This window comes from Marinibacterium profundimaris (assembly GCF_002210095.1).
In the GTDB taxonomy this organism is placed as follows: Bacteria; Pseudomonadota; Alphaproteobacteria; order Rhodobacterales; family Rhodobacteraceae; genus Marinibacterium; species Marinibacterium profundimaris.
Genome location: NZ_AQQR01000008.1, coordinates 41,746 through 59,967 on the forward strand (window position 1 = coordinate 41,746; position 18,222 = coordinate 59,967).

General features: G+C 68.1%; 12 protein-coding genes. 2 read left to right on the forward strand and 10 right to left on the reverse strand.

Annotation, left to right across the window (positions count from 1 at the left end):
- The 8 genes from ATO3_RS17635 to arsB all read right to left on the reverse strand — a co-directional run bounded on the left by ATO3_RS17635 (position 1) and on the right by arsB (position 11,261).
- Positions 1-2,400 carry a glycosyltransferase gene (locus tag ATO3_RS17635; RefSeq protein ID WP_088651215.1) on the reverse strand — a complete coding sequence of 800 codons (2,400 nt, stop codon included), beginning with the start codon at positions 2,398-2,400 and terminating at the stop codon, positions 1-3.
- 530 nt (positions 2,401-2,930) lie between these two features.
- Positions 2,931-3,152 (reverse strand): formate dehydrogenase subunit delta, encoded by a 222-nt coding sequence (locus tag ATO3_RS17640; protein ID WP_088651216.1) that lies wholly within the window; start codon positions 3,150-3,152, stop codon positions 2,931-2,933.
- Positions 3,142-3,969 carry a formate dehydrogenase accessory sulfurtransferase FdhD gene (fdhD, locus tag ATO3_RS17645; protein ID WP_088651217.1) on the reverse strand — a complete coding sequence of 276 codons (828 nt, stop codon included), beginning with the start codon at positions 3,967-3,969 and terminating at the stop codon, positions 3,142-3,144. Before fdhD ends, ATO3_RS17640 begins: the two co-directional genes overlap by 11 nt.
- A complete protein-coding gene (fdhF, locus tag ATO3_RS17650; protein ID WP_088651218.1) occupies positions 3,966-6,890 on the reverse strand; it encodes a formate dehydrogenase subunit alpha in 2,925 nt (974 codons plus the stop codon). The genes fdhD and fdhF overlap by 4 nt, the downstream gene beginning before the upstream one ends.
- Before the next feature lie 91 nt (positions 6,891-6,981).
- A complete protein-coding gene (locus ATO3_RS17655) occupies positions 6,982-8,514 on the reverse strand; it encodes an NADH-ubiquinone oxidoreductase-F iron-sulfur binding region domain-containing protein (RefSeq protein ID WP_088651219.1) in 1,533 nt (510 codons plus the stop codon).
- Positions 8,515-8,516: 2 nt separating this feature from the next.
- Positions 8,517-8,993 (reverse strand): formate dehydrogenase subunit gamma, encoded by a 477-nt coding sequence (locus tag ATO3_RS17660; protein ID WP_088651220.1) that lies wholly within the window; start codon positions 8,991-8,993, stop codon positions 8,517-8,519.
- 88 nt (positions 8,994-9,081) lie between these two features.
- Positions 9,082-10,023, reverse strand: coding sequence for a LysR family transcriptional regulator (locus tag ATO3_RS17665; protein WP_088651221.1), 942 nt, complete (start codon positions 10,021-10,023; stop codon positions 9,082-9,084).
- 221 nt (positions 10,024-10,244) lie between these two features.
- Entirely contained in the window at positions 10,245-11,261 is a 1,017-nt protein-coding gene (arsB, locus tag ATO3_RS17670; protein WP_088651222.1) for an ACR3 family arsenite efflux transporter, read from the reverse strand.
- A gap of 418 nt (positions 11,262-11,679) precedes the next feature.
- On the opposite strand from arsB, the gene ATO3_RS17675 reads away from it, so the two are divergent.
- Both ATO3_RS17675 and ATO3_RS17680 read left to right on the forward strand, forming a co-directional pair.
- Positions 11,680-12,729 (forward strand): SMP-30/gluconolactonase/LRE family protein, encoded by a 1,050-nt coding sequence (locus tag ATO3_RS17675; protein WP_088651223.1) that lies wholly within the window; start codon positions 11,680-11,682, stop codon positions 12,727-12,729.
- Positions 12,730-12,914: 185 nt separating this feature from the next.
- Positions 12,915-16,055: an ATP-binding protein gene (locus ATO3_RS17680; protein ID WP_158217994.1), complete on the forward strand. Its 3,141-nt coding sequence runs from the start codon at positions 12,915-12,917 to the stop codon at positions 16,053-16,055.
- Between the two features lie 31 nt (positions 16,056-16,086).
- Here the strand turns inward: ATO3_RS17680 and ATO3_RS17685 are convergent, their stop codons facing one another.
- Both ATO3_RS17685 and ATO3_RS17690 read right to left on the reverse strand, forming a co-directional pair.
- Positions 16,087-17,505: a Dyp-type peroxidase gene (locus tag ATO3_RS17685; RefSeq protein ID WP_088651225.1), complete on the reverse strand. Its 1,419-nt coding sequence runs from the start codon at positions 17,503-17,505 to the stop codon at positions 16,087-16,089.
- On the reverse strand, positions 17,502-18,221 hold the full coding sequence (locus tag ATO3_RS17690; RefSeq protein ID WP_088651226.1) for a hypothetical protein: 720 nt from the start codon (positions 18,219-18,221) through the stop codon (positions 17,502-17,504). Before ATO3_RS17690 ends, ATO3_RS17685 begins: the two co-directional genes overlap by 4 nt.
- Position 18,222: the final 1 nt, after the last annotated feature.

Below are 18,222 nucleotides of genomic sequence, written 5' to 3' on the forward strand. Positions count from 1 at the left end.
TCAGGCGGGCCGGACCCGGTGCCTGTCCGGGCCGGCCGGGGGACGCCGCCGCGACGCGTCCTCGCCCGGGATCTGGCGGTTCTGTGCGATCCAGTGATCGGTGGATCCCTTGTAGGACAGCACGATATGCGGTGCCAGGATCTGCCGCAGGCGCGGCATCGGCGGCAGCCAGATCCCCGGCGCCAGCGTCCCGTCCGTCCCGACCCCGAACCGGGCCATGGCCCGCGTCATCGCGCCCGGGCCCGTGGCCAGCCAGATGGATTCCCCCATCGACGCGTTGAACGCCCCGGCCGCATCGTCCAGCGCGGCCCGGATGATCGGATCGCCGGGGCGCACGGCGATGAAGTTGTTGCCGACGCTCATCCATTCCTCCAGCACCGCGGCCAGGCGCAGGCCGGCCGGCAGGACCTTGGACAGCGGCGCGATGCAGAGATCGTCGGCATCCATGTAGACCCCGCCTTCGTGCCACAGCAGCGCCAGCCGCAGAAGGTCGGCCTGAGCCGCCGGATGCGGCGACAGGCGGAAGCCGCGCAGGGCCTCGGTCTCGCCCTTCTCGAAAAGATAGGCCATGGCCGAGGCGCGGTCGAAGCGGCGGTATTCGAAATCCGGGTTCAGCGCCGCGTTGCGCTGAAACAAGGCCTCGACCTGGGCCGGCGCCTCGGGCTTGTCCCAGTACTGCCAAAGCTTGCGGGGAATGGCGGCGTCCGGCGCACCGGCGGAAGGCTGGTCCGGGATCCGCCCTGCGCGGAACATGGCCGAGAACAGGCAGATGCCCAGCGGCGTCGCGGCGGGGTTGGCATCGACCCGGTCCTTGAAATGGCGGATCGCCGCGTCCTGTGGCGCCCCGGCTTCGCAGAGAGCCAGGTCTTCACCGATCAGCTGCAGGCGGTATTCGTTCACCAGCTGTCCGTGCAGGCTCTGCTGCGTCTTGTTCAGGCGGTTGCCGGTCAGGTCGCCGTGCTGGCCGGCCCGGGTGGCGGTCCGGTGACTTTCCCAGGCGTCCTCTGTCCGGCCCAGCAGCAGCGCATAGCGGGTCCGCAGGTTCAAGGCGCCTTCGTTGTCGGGCGTGGCGGCGATGGCGCGCAGGATTGCGTCATGGGCGGCCCCGGGGCGGCCGTCCTCGGCCTCGATCTGGCTGCGGATCATGTGCAGCCGGGCCAGCCGCATGCTTTCATGCAGCGCCCCCTCCAGCCCGTCGAGATAGCCGCGCGCCGCGTCAAGCCGGCCGAGGCGGACGCAGACCTGCGCCGCGGTGAGCCGGGCGTTGAGGTTTTCCTTCGGTGGCTGTGTCAGGTCGTGCAGCCGCGCGATCGCATCCGGCAGCGCGTCGGTCATCGCCTCGGCCTGAGCCAGCTTGAACTGCAACTGCTCGCGCGCGCGCAGGTCAGGGGGCAGGCCGTCCAGCATGGCGCGGGCGCCAAAGGCATCCTTGCGCGTCATCATTACCTCGGCCCGGGCGACCAGCACGCCTGTATTCTCAGGCGCGAGCGCCATGCAGCGGTCGAGCATGGCATCCACGGCCGTGTCGGCGCCAAGCCGGTTCAGCAAATGCACGGCCTCGGTCTGGGCCCGGATGTTGCCGGTGTTCGCCTCGGCAAAGGCCATGGCGGCGTCGATGGCGTCGTCCCGCGCCCCGGTCAGCGCCAGCAGCCGCCAGTGCAGCACGTGCAGTTGCAGATGCCCCGGAAAATCGAGGATCCCCTGGCTTGAAAGCGCCAGCGCGCGGTCCAGTTCGCCGTCGTCCTCGCAGGCGCGGGCGCCGTAATAGGCGGGCAGCGGCAGGCCCGAGAGCCGCGGGGCGTGATCGCGCAGCAGCTTGTGCACCTGCGCCGTCTGTCCGGAACCAAGCGCCTGGCGCAGAATGCTCTGCAACAGCGTTACGTCGGGCTCCCGGTCCAGCATGTCGGTCAAAAGGTCGAGCGCGGCCTTCGGCTGACCCATCGACAGCAGGATCTGTGCCTCTTCCCGCAGCAGCTGCGGCGGCCCCTGATCGCCGCGCATCCGGCGGCAGGCCGCCAGACCTTCGGCCAGCCCGTGGCGACGCGAAATCAGCCGCACCCGGCCCAAAAGGTAGCCGGGCATGGTGCGGACCTCGGGCTGCGCGCGGTTGAACAGCGCCTCGGCCTCGTCCAGCCGCCCGAAATCGGACAGCAGCGCGGCAACGAGGTGCAGCACCTTGCCGGTCCGGATCTCCTCCGGCAGGGCTTCGGCGAAGGCAAGCGCGTCGTCGTCCCGCCCCATCTGCCGCAGAATGGTCAGCCGTTGCGCTATCAGGCGCGGATGGCGCGGGTGGTGCCGCAGGGCCGCCACGTTCAGCGTCAGTGCGTCCTGAAGCTCGGACCGGTCCAGGCGGCTCTGGATCGCCCGGATCCGTTCGGGGGCGGTCGGCTGCTCAGGCATCGCGATGACCTCTCTGTCCCGCCGTCTTGCATGGCGGGTGCTGTCTTGTGCGGTTGGAGGACTCTGCTGGGTAAGCCGGGCCCGTCGTCGGATGACTAGGGGGCGCGCGGGATGCCTTGGCGGTCGGGAAAGGGGGCCTGGCGCATCGGGGCCGGGCCACCCGGATCCCGGTCCGGGTGGTTACAGGCCAGGGTTCTAGATCATCTTCCGCCGGTGGTACAGGTGAATGCATTCCGGTGAACGGAGCAGCGGCGTCGGATGGCGCGGGCGTGTCCCGATGCGCCTTCCACGGTGGAGGCCAACGCCGCGCAGCGTATCCGCTGGGCCGGGCCGCCAGTCGTTGTTGTGGGCAATCCACCGGGTGAATGCGCCCCGGTCGGGCCACGGCCCGACGCGGCCAGATCGCCCAGGCGCATCGAACCTGCGCCTGCCCTGCAATCGCACCGCCTCATGCCCTGGCCGGATGAAAAAAGCCCCGACGAAGGATCCTTCGTCGGGGCGCGATGTCTTGTGTGCCGGGTATGGCCGGATCAGCCGGCCGGCGGGTGGACCGTGTCAGCGGCTTCGAGGACAAGGTCGTGCAGGCCCGTGCCGCCATCCGTGGCGATCTTCTCGGTCAGCTGCCGCCGCATCGTGGGGGGCCAGAAATCGTTGATGTGGGCGGCCACGCGCTTTGCGCGGTCGTCGCCCGGCTGGGTCGCGAAGAAGGTCGCGATCTGGTTGGCCATGTAGGTAAGTTTGTCAGGCGACATGAAGCCCGTCTCCGTCCTTGATCCGCTCCGGATGGGTGAAAGTGTCAAAGCCGTCGTCCCGCGTGCGGGCGATCAGCGTGAGGCCGGCCTCCCCGGCCTGGCGCACGGCCAGCGCGGTGGGGGCCGAGACCGCGATCAGCACCGAGGCCCCGGCGATGGCGCATTTCTGCACCATTTCCACCGACACGCGGCTGGTGATCACGAAGGCGCCGGCGGTGGCATCGGTGCCGCCGGCCGCCAGCGCGCCGATCAGCTTGTCGAGCGCGTTGTGCCGGCCCACGTCTTCGCGGACCAGCGTCACGCCATGCCCCGGCTGCAGGAACCCCGCGCCATGAACCGCGCGGGTCCTGTCGCGCAGGGGCTGCATTGACGACAGCTCGGCCACCGCCCGCGTCACCTCGGCCCGCTTCAGCTGCAGCCCGTCGCGGACCCGGGGCAGGGGGCGCGTCGCCTCCTCCAGGCTGTCGATGCCGCACAGGCCGCAGCCCACGGGCCCCGACATCATCCGCCGCCGCCGCGCCAGCGCCGCGGCGCGCCCGGGCGAGAGCCACATGCGGATCTCGATCCCGGTGCTGTGCGGCAGGACCTCAAGGTCGCGGATCTGGGCGGCTTCGGTCACGATGCCTTCGGTCAGCGAGAAGCCCAGGGCGAAATCCGCCAGGTCATGCGGCGTGGCCATCATGACCGCCTGGGTGGAGCCGTTGTAGACCAGGGCCACCGGCACTTCCTCGGGGATGGGCCGGTGGACGGGGGCCGAAGCCCCGTCGCGCATGGCGGTGCCCCGCATCATGTGCTCGCCCCGGGCCATCACCGTCATTCCGCCGCCGGCAGGATGCGGCGCGATTGCGCGGCCTGGGCTGCGTAATCCTCCTGCCAGTCGCTCGGCCCGTTGGACAGGCTGACCTGAACCGCCGTCACCTTGTATTCCGGGCAGTTGGTGGCCCAGTCGGAATAATCCGTGGTGATCACGTTGGCCTGCGTGTCCGGGTGGTGGAAGGTGGTATAGACCACGCCCGGCGACATCCGCTCGCTGATCTTCGCGCGCAGCGTCGTCTCGCCCGAGCGCGAGGCCAGCTTCAGCCAGTCGTTGTCCTTGATCCCGCGCAGCTCGGCGTCGTGGGGATGGATTTCCAGCACGTCCTCGGGGTGCCAGACGGAATTGTCCGTCCGCCGGGTCTGGGCGCCGACGTTGTACTGCGACAGGATCCGCCCCGTCGTCAGCAGCAGCGGGAAGCGCGGGCCGGTCTTTTCATCGGTGGCCACGTATTCGGTCACGATGAACTTCCCCTTGCCGCGCATGAAGCCGTCGACATGCATCATCGGCGTGCCGTCGGGATGGTCCTCGTTGCAGGGCCATTGCACCGATCCGACACGCTCCAGCAGCTCATAGCTCACCCCGGAGAAGCTGGGCGTCGTGGCCGCGATCTCGTCCATGATCTGGGTCGGGTGGGTGTAATGCCAGCCCGCGCCCATGGCATTGGCGAGCAGCTGCGTGATCTCCCAGTCGGCATAGCCGTTGCGCGGCGCCATCACCTTGCGGACGCGGTTGATCCGGCGCTCGGCGTTGGTGAAGGTGCCGTCCTTTTCCAGGAAGGAAGAGCCGGGCAGGAAGACATGAGCGTAATTCGCCGTCTCGTTCAGGAAGAGGTCATGCACGATGACGCATTCCATCGCCGCGAGGCCGGCGGCCACGTGTTTCGTGTCGGGATCCGACTGCAGGATGTCCTCGCCCTGGCAGTAAAGCCCCTTGAAGGTGCCCTCGACGGCGGCATCCAGCATGTTGGGGATGCGCAGCCCCGGCTCGGGGTCGATCGGCACGCCCCAGACCTCGGCGAACAGGTCGCGGACCTCGGCGTTCTTGACGTGGCGATAGCCCGGCAGTTCATGCGGGAACGAGCCCATGTCGCACGAGCCCTGCACGTTGTTCTGGCCGCGCAGCGGGTTCACGCCCACGCCCTCGCGCCCGATGTTGCCGGTCATCATGGCAAGGTTGGCGATGCCGATCACTGTGGTGGAGCCCTGCGAATGCTCGGTCACGCCCAGCCCGTAGTAGATCGCGCCGTTGCCGCCGGTGGCATAAAGCCGGGCGGCCTCGCGCAGGGTCTGCGGGTCGACACCGGTCAGCAGCGCGGTCGCCTCGGGCGAATGGCGCGGGTCGCTGACGAATTCCATGTATTCCTTGAACTCGGCCCAGTCGCAGCGTTCGTGGATGAAGGTCTCGTCGTAAAGCCCCTCGGTCACGATCACATGGGCCAGCGCGGTGACGACGGCCACGTTGGTGCCGGGGCGCAGCGGCAGGTGGTGTTCGGCCGCGATATGCGCCGATTTCACCAGGTCGATCCGGCGCGGATCGACGACGATCAGCTTCGCCCCCTGCCGCAGCCGCTTTTTCAGCCGCGAGGCAAAGACCGGGTGGCCGTCGGTCGGGTTGGCGCCGATCACCATCACCACGTCGGATTGCTCAACCGAGTCGAAATCCTGCGTGCCGGCGCTGGTGCCATAGGTCTGGCCCAGCCCATAGCCGGTGGGCGAATGGCAGACGCGGGCGCAGGTGTCGGTGTTGTTGTTGCCGAAGACCGCGCGGGTCAGCTTCTGGACCAGGTAGGTCTCTTCGTTGGTGCAGCGGCTGGAGGTGATGACCCCGATCGACTGCTGGCCATATTTCTCCTGCAGGCCGCGCATGCGGCTGGCGGCGAAGCTCAGCGCCTCGTCCCATTCGACCTCCTGCCAGGGCTGGTCGATGCTGTCGCGGATCATCGGCTTCAGGATGCGGTCGCCGTGGTTGGCGTAGCCATAGGCAAACCGCCCCTTCACGCAGCTGTGGCCCCGGTTCGCCTTGCCGTGCTTGTAGGGGACCATGCGGACCAGCTCGTCGCCGTTCAGCTCGGCCTTGAAGGAGCAGCCGACGCCACAATAGGCGCAGGTGGTGATGACCGAACGTTCCGGCGTGCCGAGCTCGGCGATGGATTTCTCCTGCAGCGTGGCGGTGGGGCAGGCCTGCACGCAAGCGCCGCAGCTGACGCAGTCGGAGGACAGGAAATCGTCCTGCGGGGTGCCGGCCGAAACCCGGCTGTCGAAACCGCGCCCCTCGATCGTCAGGGCGAAGGTGCCCTGGACCTCTTCACAGGCGCGGACGCAGCGGTTGCAGACGATGCACTTGGAGGGATCGTAGCTGAAATAGGGGTTGGAATCGTCCTTGGGGATGTAAAGCGGGTTGCCCAGATCGCCCTCGGCCGCCCGGGCGCGCGCGTCGCCCTGGGCCAGGATCCCGGCGCCGGACTTGTCATAGTGATTGGCGCCGCTTTCATAGCGCATGTCGCGCAGGCCCACGGCGCCGGCCATGTCCTGCAGTTCGCAATCGCCATTGGCCGAGCAGGTCAGGCAGTCCAGCGGGTGGTCGGAGATATACAGCTCCATCACGCCCTTGCGGATCTTCTTGACCTTGCTCGACTGGGTGTGAACCACCATGCCCTCGGTCACCGGCGTGGTGCAGGAGGCCGGCGTGCCGCGCCGGCCCTCGATCTCGACCACGCAAAGCCGGCAGGAGCCGAAGGCCTCCAGGCTGTCGGTGGCGCAAAGCTTCGGGATGTCGAGCCCGGCCTCGGCCGCCGCGCGCATGACGCTGGTGCCTTGCGGGACGGTGACGGGGAAGCCGTCGATGCTCAGTGTAACCTTGGTGGCGGACCGGGACGCGGGTGTGCCCATGTCGCGGTCATCGGGGATGATGAAGTCTTTCATGGCCGTGCCTCCTCGTTGGCTCGGAAAAATGGGGAAATCGCCCGGGGTGGCCTTGGCGGCGCGCCCCGGACGTCTTGACGTCGGTCCGGGATCACTCCGCCGCGACTTTGCGCGAGACAGAGAACTCCTCGGGGAAGTGGCGCAGCGCGCTCATCACCGGGTAGGGGGTGAAGCCGCCGAGCGCGCAGAGCGAACCGTCGGTCATCGTGTCGCAAAGGTCGGTCAGGATCTCGACGGCGCCGCCGTCGCCCCGGCCGATGCGGTCCAGCGTTTCGACGCCGCGCACCGCGCCGATGCGGCAGGGCGTGCACTTGCCGCAGCTTTCGATGGCGCAGAATTCCATGGCGAAGCGCGCCATGGCGAGCATGTCGGCGGTGTCGTCGAAGACCACCAGCCCGGCATGGCCGATCAGCGCCTTCTGGCCGTCGAATTCCTCGTAGCCGAAGGGCGTGTCGAACTGGTGCACCGGCAGGTAGGCGCCCAGCGGGCCGCCGACCTGTACCGCCTTCACCGGCCGGCCCGAGGCGGTGCCGCCGCCGATCTCCTCGACGATCTCGCCCAGCGGCATGCCGAAGGCGGTCTCAAAGAGCCCGCCGTATTTCACGTTGCCGGCGATCTGCAGAGGGATCGTCCCGCGCGACCGGCCCAGGCCGAAATCGCGGTAGTGTTCGGCGCCCTTCTCGAAGATCACCGGCACGGTCGCCAGAGAGATCACGTTGTTCACCACCGTCGGGCGGCCCAGGAACCCTTCGAGCGCCGGCAGCGGCGGCTTGGCCCGAACGATGCCGCGTTTGCCTTCGAGCGAGTTCAGCAGGCTGGTTTCCTCGCCGCAGACATAGGCGCCCGCGCCCGAGCGGATTTCCATGTCGAAGGCGTGGGCCGACCCCAGGACGCTGTCGCCCAGCAGGCCGAAGACCCTTGCGCGGCGAACGGCCTCGGTCATCACGCGGATCGCGTCGGGATATTCCGACCGCAGGTAGACATAGCCCTTCGTGGCCCCCACGCCGAGGCCCGCGATGGCCATGCCCTCGATCAGGGTGAAGGGGTCGCCTTCCATGATCATGCGGTCGGCGAAGGTGCCGCTGTCGCCCTCGTCGGCATTGCAGACTATGTATTTCTGCGGCGCTTCGGCGTCCTTGACGGTGTTCCACTTGATGCCGGTGGGGAAACCCGCGCCGCCGCGACCGCGCAGGCCGCTGTCGGTCACCTCCTGCACGATGCCATCGCGGTCCATGTCCAGCGCGCGGCGCAGGCCGGACAGCCCGCCGTGGGCCTCGTAATCCTCCAGCGACAGCGGGTCGATCAGCCCGCAGCGGGCGAAGGTCAGGCGGGTCTGTTTCGCGAAGTACGGGATCTGCTCCACCGGGCCGAGCGCCAGCGCGTGGTCCCCGAAGGCCGCGTCGAACAGCGCCGGGACATCCTCGGCGGTCACCGGGCCGAAGCCGGTGCGGCCGGTCTCCGTCTCGACCTCCAGCAGCGGTTCCAGCCAGATCATCCCGCGCGTGCCGTTGCGCACCAGCGTCACATCGAGCCCGCGCGCCTTCGCCTCGGCCGTCACGGCGGCGGCGACCGCGTCGGCGCCCAATGCGCGGGCGGCGGCATCGGCGGGGACGTAGATCTTCATGCTCATGACCGGGCCTCCGCGAGAATCTTGTCCAGCCGCGCCTCGTTCAGCCTTGCGTGCAGCTTGTCGCCCACCATCGCCGCCGGGGCGCAGGCGCACAGGCCAAGGCAATAGACCGGCTCCACCGTCACCCGCCCGTCGGGCGAGGTGGCGTGCCAGTCAAGCCCGGCCTTCTCAAGCGCGCGGGCGGCCAGCGCCTCGGATCCCATGGACTGGCAGGCCTCGGCCCGGCAGATCTTGACCACATGTCGGCCGGGGGGCGCCTTGCGGAAATCGTGGTAGAACGACATCACGCCGTGAACTTCGGCGCGGGTCAGGTTCAAGGCATCCGCGATCGGGGCCAGCGCCGCCTCGGGGACGTGGTCGAACTCTTCCTGCAGGGCATGGAAGATCGGCAGCATCGGGCCTTCGAGGTGCCGGTGTTCGGCGATGATTTCTTCGATGCGCGCGGTCGGCGCCTCGGATGTGCTGGGTGACATGGTATTCCTCGCTTCCCTTTGCGAAGAAGGATCGGTCACCGGGGGCCATTCGATCAATAATGGCGTTCCGTGGCCCGATAGGGGTTCTCTATCGTGCCGTGCCGGCGGGGATCCCGGGGCCGTGCGCAGCCGTCGGCGGGGTGCCCGGGTCGGCATCGGCCAGCCGCCGCGCGCGGCGCAGAAGCGCCTCCAGGATAGGGGTGTGCGGCTCTCGGTAGGGGGCGATGAGACCCACGGAATACCCCTGCCGCGCCTGCCGGATCGGGATCGTCCGCAGGTCGCGCCCGCGTGCAAGAAACCGTGCCAGGTTCAGCGGCAGGATCGTCGACCAGCCGTTGTCCACATGTGCCATCAGCGCCACCGTCGAATTCGATTCGATGCGGGGATTGGCGTCGATGCCCACCGCGTGACAGTTCTGGTTGATGATCCGCCGGTTCTGCATGTCCGGCGTCAGCAGGCAGAGGTTGCCAGGGTCGACCTCGTCCCAGCCGACCTCGTCCCGGTCGGCCAGGGGCGCGTCGGGCCCGCAGACCAGCGCGTAGCGTTCCATGTAAAGCGGCACGGCGGTCAGCCGGCCCAGTGGTTCGTTGTCGAGATAGGTGATCCCGGCGTCGGCTTCGAGGTTCTCGATCATCGCGAGGATCTCGGCCGAGGTCCGCGAGGTGAGCGTGACGTTCACGTTGGGATTGTCGCGGCAGAAATCTGCCGTCAGCTGCGAGGCGACGGCCAGCGAGGTGGGGATCACCGCCAGCCGGACGGTGCCGGACAGACCGTTGCGCACCGCGCGCATCTCGTCGCGCATGGTCCGGGCGTCGCCGACGATCTGGCGCGACCAGACCAGCACCCGCTGGCCTTCCGGCGTCAGCCCGCGAAACCGCGAGCCGCGCCACACAAGCTGGACGCCCAGCTGGGCCTCCAGCTGCTTGATCCCGGCCGACAGGGTGGGCTGCGCAAGGCCAAGGCTTTCAGCCGCGCGGCCGAAATGCTCTTCCTGCGCGAGGGCGAGAAACATCTCGAGTTTGTCGATCATGCCGGGCGTCCCTTCGGGCCGTGGTGCTGGGCGGGGGTTTTGTCGTTTTGTGTTTTTATGTGTCGTTCTCTTCGAAAGATCGTCCCTTCCCGGCGGTTTGGCAAGAGCTCTCTGCTGAAGGGACCCGGAGGCGACGCTCCGTCTGCAGGGCCGCGCGACGCAAAAAAGCCCCGGCGAGGGATCTCGCCGGGGTCATGTCGATCCTGATTGTGAATCGCAGCCTAGGCCGGTTCGGGGAACCGTGCCCGCGTCCGGTTGGCGATGGCCACGAGCGACAGCATCACCGGCACCTCGACCAGCACGCCCACCACTGTCGCCAGAGCGGCGCCGGAGTTCAGGCCGAAGAGGCTGATCGCCACGGCGACGGCCAGTTCGAAGAAGTTCGACGTTCCGATCAGCGCGCAGGGGGCGGCGATCCGGTGCGGCACCTTCAGGGCGAAGGCGGCGGCATAGGCCAGGGCGAAGATCCCGTAGCTTTGGATGACGATCGGAACCGCGATCAGAAGGATGACGAAGGGATTGGCCAGGATCGTCTCGCCCTGCAGACCGAAGAGGATCGCCACCGTTGCGATCAGACCGACCATCGACCAGGGCTTCACCCGGGCCGAGAACGCGTTGATCGCCTCCTTGGAGCCAAGCCGGCGCCGTGTGATCAGCCCGGCGATCAGCGGCAGCACGACGTAAAGCACGGTGGCCAGCACCAGCGTCTGCCAGGGGACGGAAATGTCGGTCACGCCCAGCAGAAAGGCCACGATGGGGGCGAAGGCCACCACCATGATCAGGTCGTTCACCGAGACCTGCACCAGCGTGTAGGTCGCATCGCCCTTCGTCAGCTGCGACCAGACGAAGACCATCGCGGTACAGGGCGCGGCGCCCAGCAGGATCAGCCCGGCGATGTATTGCGCGGCATCCTCGGGCGAGATCAGCGGCGCGAAGATGTAGTCGAAGAACAGCACTGCCAGGAACGCCATGGTGAAGGGCTTGATCAGCCAGTTGACCGCCAGCGTCACCAGCAGCCCCTTGGGTTGCCGCGCGACGCCAGCCACGGCGCCGAAATCCACACCGACCATCATCGGATAGACCATGGCCCAGATCAGCACCGCGACCACAAGGTTGACCGAGGCGACCTCGGTCGCGGCGATGGCCTGCACCAGGCCGGGCAGGGCGATCCCGATGCCGATCCCCGCGATCATGGCCAGCCCGACCCAGACGGTCAGATAGCGTTCGAAGATGCTCATGCGGTTGCCTCTTGTCTGTCGTCGCGGTTCGCCCAGGGCATAGCGCGGCCCGGCAGGGGACGCGAAGCCTGGAATGGGCCTGCCTGGCGGTGATCTACGACAAGACCCGGTTCGCCGCTACCCCGGGCACGCGGTTGGACCGAAGGGAAAGGACCGCTGTTGATACGGTCGCGCGCAACCTGTGCGTGTGTTTTTGTGACCGCAAAAGCCTCAGACGTGCCCGGAACCGGGGTTTTCGAGACTGTACCCCTTTGCGCAGTGTCTCGGCGCTTGCCCGGCGCGACGGCTTCGGCGCAAGCTGGGTTTCAATGCGGCGGGGGACGCGGGGCGCGCGACGGGGGCCCGGCAGAATCCCGGCAGGGCGCGGCCGGTCGGTCACGCCCGTCCGGGGCCGCGACGGACACCATGGGAGGGCCGGATGACATACGATCTGCAACTGGACGCGATCGCGGGGGATTTCGGCTTTCCCGAAGGCCCCGTGGCCATGAATGACGGAACCCTGCTGTTCGTGGATATCGAGGGCAAGAAGCTGGTCCGGATCAACGACCAGGGCGAGTGTCTGCTGGAGATCGACCTGCCCGGCGGACCGAATGGCGTGGCGATCGGGCCGGACGGGGCAGCCTATGTCTGCAACAACGGGGGGATCTATTCCTTCGTGCATTACCCGCCGGGCACCGACATGTTCAAGGTGCCCTTCCCGGATCGGTCCAGCTACCTGGGCGGCCGGATCCAGCGGGTCGATCTTGAGACGAAAGAGGTCACCGATCTCTATACCTCGCCCGCCGATCTGTCGGATCCGGCGCCGCACGGCGTTCATCTTCTGGCTCCGGACGATATCGTCTTCGACAGCCAGGGGGGCTTCTGGTTCACGGATTCCGGGTTCGAGGACAGTTACCAGCCGGCGGATGCCAAGAAAGGCACGCCCGAGCGGCCGGCCATGCACCACTACGGCGCCCTGTTCTACGCAACGATCGACGGCCAGAGCCTGACACGGATCGCGACCGTGCCGATGGCGAACGGGGTCGGCCTCTCTCCGGACGAATCGAAACTCTATGTGTCCGATACCCTGGCCGGCCGGCTGTGGGAGATGGATATCGAAGCGCCCGGCAAGGTGAAAGCCAGGGACGACGGTGCGCCCGGCCGTCTCGTGCTGTCCTTGCCGCCGGTCGCGGGGCGGCCGCAATGGCTTGACAGCCTGAAGGTCGAGGCCTCCGGCAAGGTCTGCATCGGCACGCTTTTCAACGGCGGGGTCACCGTCGTCGATCCTGCGGATGGCAGTTACGAACATGTCCCGGTGCCAAGCGCCTATTCGGACGAGAAGGGAACCCCGATCCCCGAGCTGTTCGTGACGAACCTCTGTTTCGGCGGCGAGGACATGATGGACGTGTGGATCACCGCGTCGAGCGCGGGAAAGATCTTCAAGGGGGGATGGCCCCGGAGGGGGCTGAAGCTGGCCTTCACGGCCTGAGGCCGGCGCGAAGGCAGGTGCCCTGAAAGGCGCCATTGGACCGGGCCGGGCAGGCGCCCGGGCCGGGGTGGGTGACGGACGATTGGCAAGGCGGGGGTAAGCCGTTAACCTTTTCCAAGGCTGTGCCAGGCGGGGGCAATGGCATTAACTCAAGCTCGATGACACATGTGGGAGAACGTCGCCAGGTGTCCGTGCTGTTCGCGGACATGGTGGGCTTCACGGCCGCTGTAGAGCGGCTGGGAGAGGACGCGACCCTGTCCTTCGCCCAGATGATCTATCAGATGATGACCGAAACGGTCGCCGGGCACGGCGGCTCGGTCCGCAGCTATGCGGGCGACAGCGTCATGGCGATCTTCGGCCTGCCCGAGGCGCAGGAAGACGGCGCGCTGCGGGCCTGCCGCGCGGCGCTGGCCATCCACGAGGTCTTTCGCCAGGCCGCCGACGAAATCGAGGCGCAATACGGCATCCGCCCCCAGATGCGCGCCGGGGTCAGTTCGGGCTCGGCCATGCTGGCGCAGATCGAGGGCGAAGGCGCGCCGGTGACGGCGGTGGGCAACACGGTGAACCTGGCCTCGCGCATCCAGACCCTGTCGCCCGCCGGCGGCTGCCTGATCTGCGACACCACGCGGCGGCAGGTCGAATGGCAGGTCGATCTGAACTTCGAGGGCGAATACGACATCAAGGGCCTGTCGAAGTCCCGCAAGCTTTGGCGGCTGCTGTCGATCCGCGATGCCGCGACCCGGTTCGACGCGTCGGTCGCGCGCGGGCTGAGCGCCTATGTCGGGCGCGACGCGGAACGCGCCAGCATGGTTGCCGCGCTCGACACGGCGCGGGCCGGGGGCTTTGCCGCCGTCGATCTGGCGGGAGAGGCGGGCCTGGGCAAGACCCGGCTGGTCTTCGAATTCCTGCAGGGCATCGATCCTGAGGGCATGCGCATCTACCGCGGCTATTGCGCCGCCGACGGGCAGCAGGTGCCCTTCTATCCCTTCCTCGAGGTGATGCGCAGCGCCTTCCGCGTCCGGTCCGAGGACGAACCGGCCGAGCAGGCGCGCAAGCTTCAGGCCGGGCTGCGCCAGCTGGGGATGGAAAGCACCGAGAACCTGGGCCTGCTTCTGAACCTGCTGGGCAGCGCCCCGCCCGAGGGCGCGCTGGAAGGGCTGGACGGCGTGCTGATCGGCCTGCGCACCCGTGACCTGTTGCGGGCGATGCTGACCGTGCAGGCCGCGGCACATCCGGTGATCCTGCTGATCGAGGACATCCACTGGATCGACGGCGCATCGGCCGAGTTCCTGGGCCGGCTGATCGAGGAGGGCGAGATCGGCAACCTGCTGATCATCCACACGCGAAGACCCAGCTACGTGCCCGGCTGGCTGGGCAGCCCGCATCTCACCAGCCTGCCGCTGAAGCCGCTTTCGGATGACGACATCGGCCACCTGGTCCGCACCCGGCTGGGAGTCGAGAACCTGCCCCGGGGCCTGGTCGCGCGGGTAAGCGAACGCGCCGGAGGCAACCCGCTCTTCGGCGAGGAGATCCTGGGCTACCTGCTGGGCCACGGCGCGCTGCGGGTCAGCGACGGGCGGGCCGAGTTCGACGCCGACCTCGCCGCGCGCGGCCTGCCCGAGAGCATGCAGAGCCTCTTTACCGCGCGACTCGACCGGCTGGAGCCGGGGGACAAGGCGTTGCTGCAGGCGGCCTCGGTCATCGGGCGGCGGTTCGACCCGGGTCTGCTGTCGGCGGTGGCGCGGCCGGACATCCCGGTGGGCGAGGCGCTGCGGCGGCTGCAGGCGAAGGACCTGGTGCGCCGCGAAGCCGGGTCGTCGGACTACGCCTTCAAGCACGTCCTGCTGCGCGACACGGTCTACCAGGGGCTGCTGGCCGACCAGCGCGCCGCGCTTCACCTGGCCATCGCCACCGTGTTGGAACATCGCAACCGCGACCGCCTGGTCGAGGTCGCGGGCGCCCTGGCGCATCACTATGCCCTGACCGACCGGAGCGATCTGGCCTTCACGTACAACGTGCTGGCCGGGACCAAGGGCCTCGGCGTCTACTCGCTGGGAGAGGCGAACCAGTATTTCGAAACCGCGCTGGCGCTTTACGAGAGCGATCCGGCCTGCGCCAGCGACGCGGATTTCGCCGCCTTCCTGGCGGCCTATGCCTCCTGCGCGAACATCTCGCTGCGGATCACCACGCTGATCGACCTCGGCCCCCAGGTGCAGCCGATCCTCGCGCGGCTGGGCGACAGCTATCACCACGCGGTCTACCTGCATCACTACGTGTCCTGCCTGATCTACAACGGCCGCTACATCGACGCCTTCGAGCGGCAGCAAAGCCTGACCGCCATGGCCGAACGGCTGGGCACGCCCGAGGCGGCGGCCTATGCGCTGGTCAGCGAGCTGTCGGTCTCGTGCTATTGCGGGCACCTCACCTCGGAGGCCTTCGAGGCCAGGCGGCGCGAGGCCGAGGTGGCCATGGCCAGCGTCGAGGATGCCTACCTGCAGAACTTCTTCATGGCGATCCTGGCCTGGAACGAGACAAGCCGCGGCCGGTTCGCGCAGGCCTACGAGGCCGTCGACCGGATGATGGTCCTGAGCGAGACGATGAAGGATCCGCGCGCCACCGGCTATGCCATGGCGCTGAAATCCCTGATCGCCATGCTAAGCGACGATCCGGCCCGCGCGCTCGAGATCTCGGACCGGGCGCTGGCCCTGTCGCAGGCCGAATTCGAACGCGCCTCGGCCCAGGCGGCGCGGGCGGCCGCCCTGGTGCCGCTGAAGGGCGCCGCGGCGCTGCCCGAGGTGCAGTCCTTCGTCGACCGCTGCGAGGCGGCGGGCTGGGTCATGTTCATGTCGGGGCCGCACATGATGCAGGGGATCGCGATGACGATGGACGGGCGCATCGGCGACGGGCTGCATCATATCCAGGATGCCATCGTCCGGCGCGAAAGCGAAGGCTACGGCATCTCGGCCGACTGGTACCGGCTGTTCCTGGCCGAAGTCTACCTGGGCATCCTGACGGGCGAGGGCGAGGCCCCGCTGGGGGTGGTGCTGCGCAACGCGCGGTCGCTGATCACGGTGTTCCTGTTCGGGCCAGGGCGGATCGAGCGGCTGATCGGTAAGGCCTGCGCCAATCCGCAGTTCGACCGCAACGGATTCTACTATGCGCGGGGCGAGATGATCCTCGGCCTGCTCTGCATGCACCGGAAGAAGCGGGAGAAGGCCATCGACCACCTGCGCGAGGCACGCCGGATCGTCACCCAGATTGGCCCCTCGCCCTTCCTCGCCCGCATCGACAGCGCGCTTGAGACCCTGGGCGCGCGCAAGGTCTAGGGCCGGTGCGCCGCGCCGCCTCCCCGGGCGCTCAGCTTTGCAGCTTCGACAGGTGGTCCAGCGCCGTCATGCTTGGCAGGAAGGTATAGGCCCCGCCCCGCGTGGTGATGAATCGCGGGAAGCCGCGCAGCCGGATCGTGCCGCCATCCTTCAGGGCCAGGTCGAACCAGCTGGTCTCGGGCACATTTGCGCCCAGGATGGGATCGTTGGCGCCGGTGATGTCGGGGTCCTGCAGGCCAAGGTTGATCCAGTCGCACATGACGGCCTCGAACTGCGCCCCGAGATTGGCACAGAGGAAATTGCCCAGCAGACCGCGTTCGGCGTCCTTGTCGTTCTCCGGGTTGGCCGGGTCGAAATCCGGCCCGTAGGACATCCCCCGCCGCACGATCCGGCGCGAGTAATGCGCCATGCGCTGCACGATCGGCCCGTTGCGCGGATTGGCCCGCCGGGTATGCGCGCCGGCCGGGCAGAGCGAGCGTTCGGTATAGTCGAAATTGGTCAGATGGCCCGGCGCGGGAGTCTCGGGATCGGTGGAATAGGGAGAGGTCTCGTACGGGGTGCCATTGCGCCAGCGCCCGCACATCTGGGCGGCCACGACCTCGCGCAGGGCGGCATGGCGGTCGAGCCCGCCGAACACGGTCTTCTCGGCCCCCTGCGGCAGCAGGTCGTCGACCCTGGGATGCCCCATAAGATAGGTCGCGGCCCTGGTCAGGTAGTCTTCGAAGGCGACCACGTCCTGCTTCAGCACCCGGAAGGCGTTGAAGGCGCCGTTCCGGCCCAGTTTGGCGGGCGATGGCACGCGGTAGCGGATCCCCTCGTAGCGGGTGTGATGGCCCAGCAGGATCGTGCCCAGCGGGTTCTCGGGTTCCCTGTCGTCGTCGCGCAGGGGGTTCAGCACGTGTTCGAACCGGGGCTGCGAGATGCTGTCGCGATAGCCGAAGAAGACCTTGTCCTCTGCCAGGTTGCGCCCGTCGCGCGCGGCGAGCACCCCGAAGGCCTGTCCGACCTGCGCCTGCACCCGGTCCAGATGGGCGGTATCGTTGGCATAGGTCGAGGCCACGAGGTGGACGCGGTCGGGCGTGTCGAAGGGCGGCGCCCATTTGATCGGGGCGCTGTCGCCGAAATCCTTCAGCTTCTGCGCGCGCTTCGTCATGCCCTCGCGGAACTCGGTCGGGAAGCTCTGCAGGTCCGCCGCCGGCACCCCAAGCGCCCGGAGCCCGGCATGGGTGATGCCGATGTTGAAGCAGAGGTCGGGCTTCTCCGACCATTTTTCAGAGCTTTCGCGGGTGATCTGCGGGGCCGTGTCGCTGTCGCCCGAGAGCGCGGCGGCAAGGAAGGCGCGGGCCTTGCGGCGGTCCGTGACCTCGAGCACCAGATGGCGCACCTGGCCCATGCGGTAGCCGCGCAGGATGTTGCCCTGGATGTCGGTAATGTCGAATTCGTCGTTCACCAGCCCACTCCGAACTTGCTGCGCACCTGGGCCGCGGAATAGCCCGGGTAGGCGCGATAGCCGCCGCCCAGCGAAATGTTGGGATTCGCATGCAGCATCAGGATCAGGTCGCGCGGCAGGGTCTTGAGGTCATGCGGCTTGATGTCTTGCGGTGCGATGCCCCGTGCCTCGTCCATCAGGGTGAAGAGATCGGTGGGGAAATCCGGCGCCTGGAACAGGTCGTGATCGTGCACCCAGTCGATGAAGGCCTCGACGTTGTGGGCTGTCGGGATCAGCTTGTCTCCGCCCTCGACCACCGTCATCACCTCGTCGAAGACGCTGCCGATGGTGAAGATGAAGTCGCGGATGTAGTTGCTGAAATCCCCGTCGTAGACCGAGATCATGCAGATCTTGTCGTCCAGCAGCAGGAACCGCGCGAAATGCACCGTGCCGACATTGTCGAGCCCGGCGAAGATCTCGTCCACGTTCTGGGCAATGGCCAGCGCCGCCTCGGCCCGGCCGATGGCCGAGCTGTCCTTAAGCGGCATGATCAGGTTCATCATGCGCTGCACGCTTTCGGTGGTCTGGGGCGTCTCTCGCGGGCCGCCGGGCATCTTCGGCGCCGGGGTGCGGGCAGCCCAATAGGGCAGGACCACGCGGCGCGACAGGAACTTGAACCAGCCGCGCTGTGGCAGCGTGTCGACGTAGCGATCGAACCAGCCTGGGGTGTCGGCCATG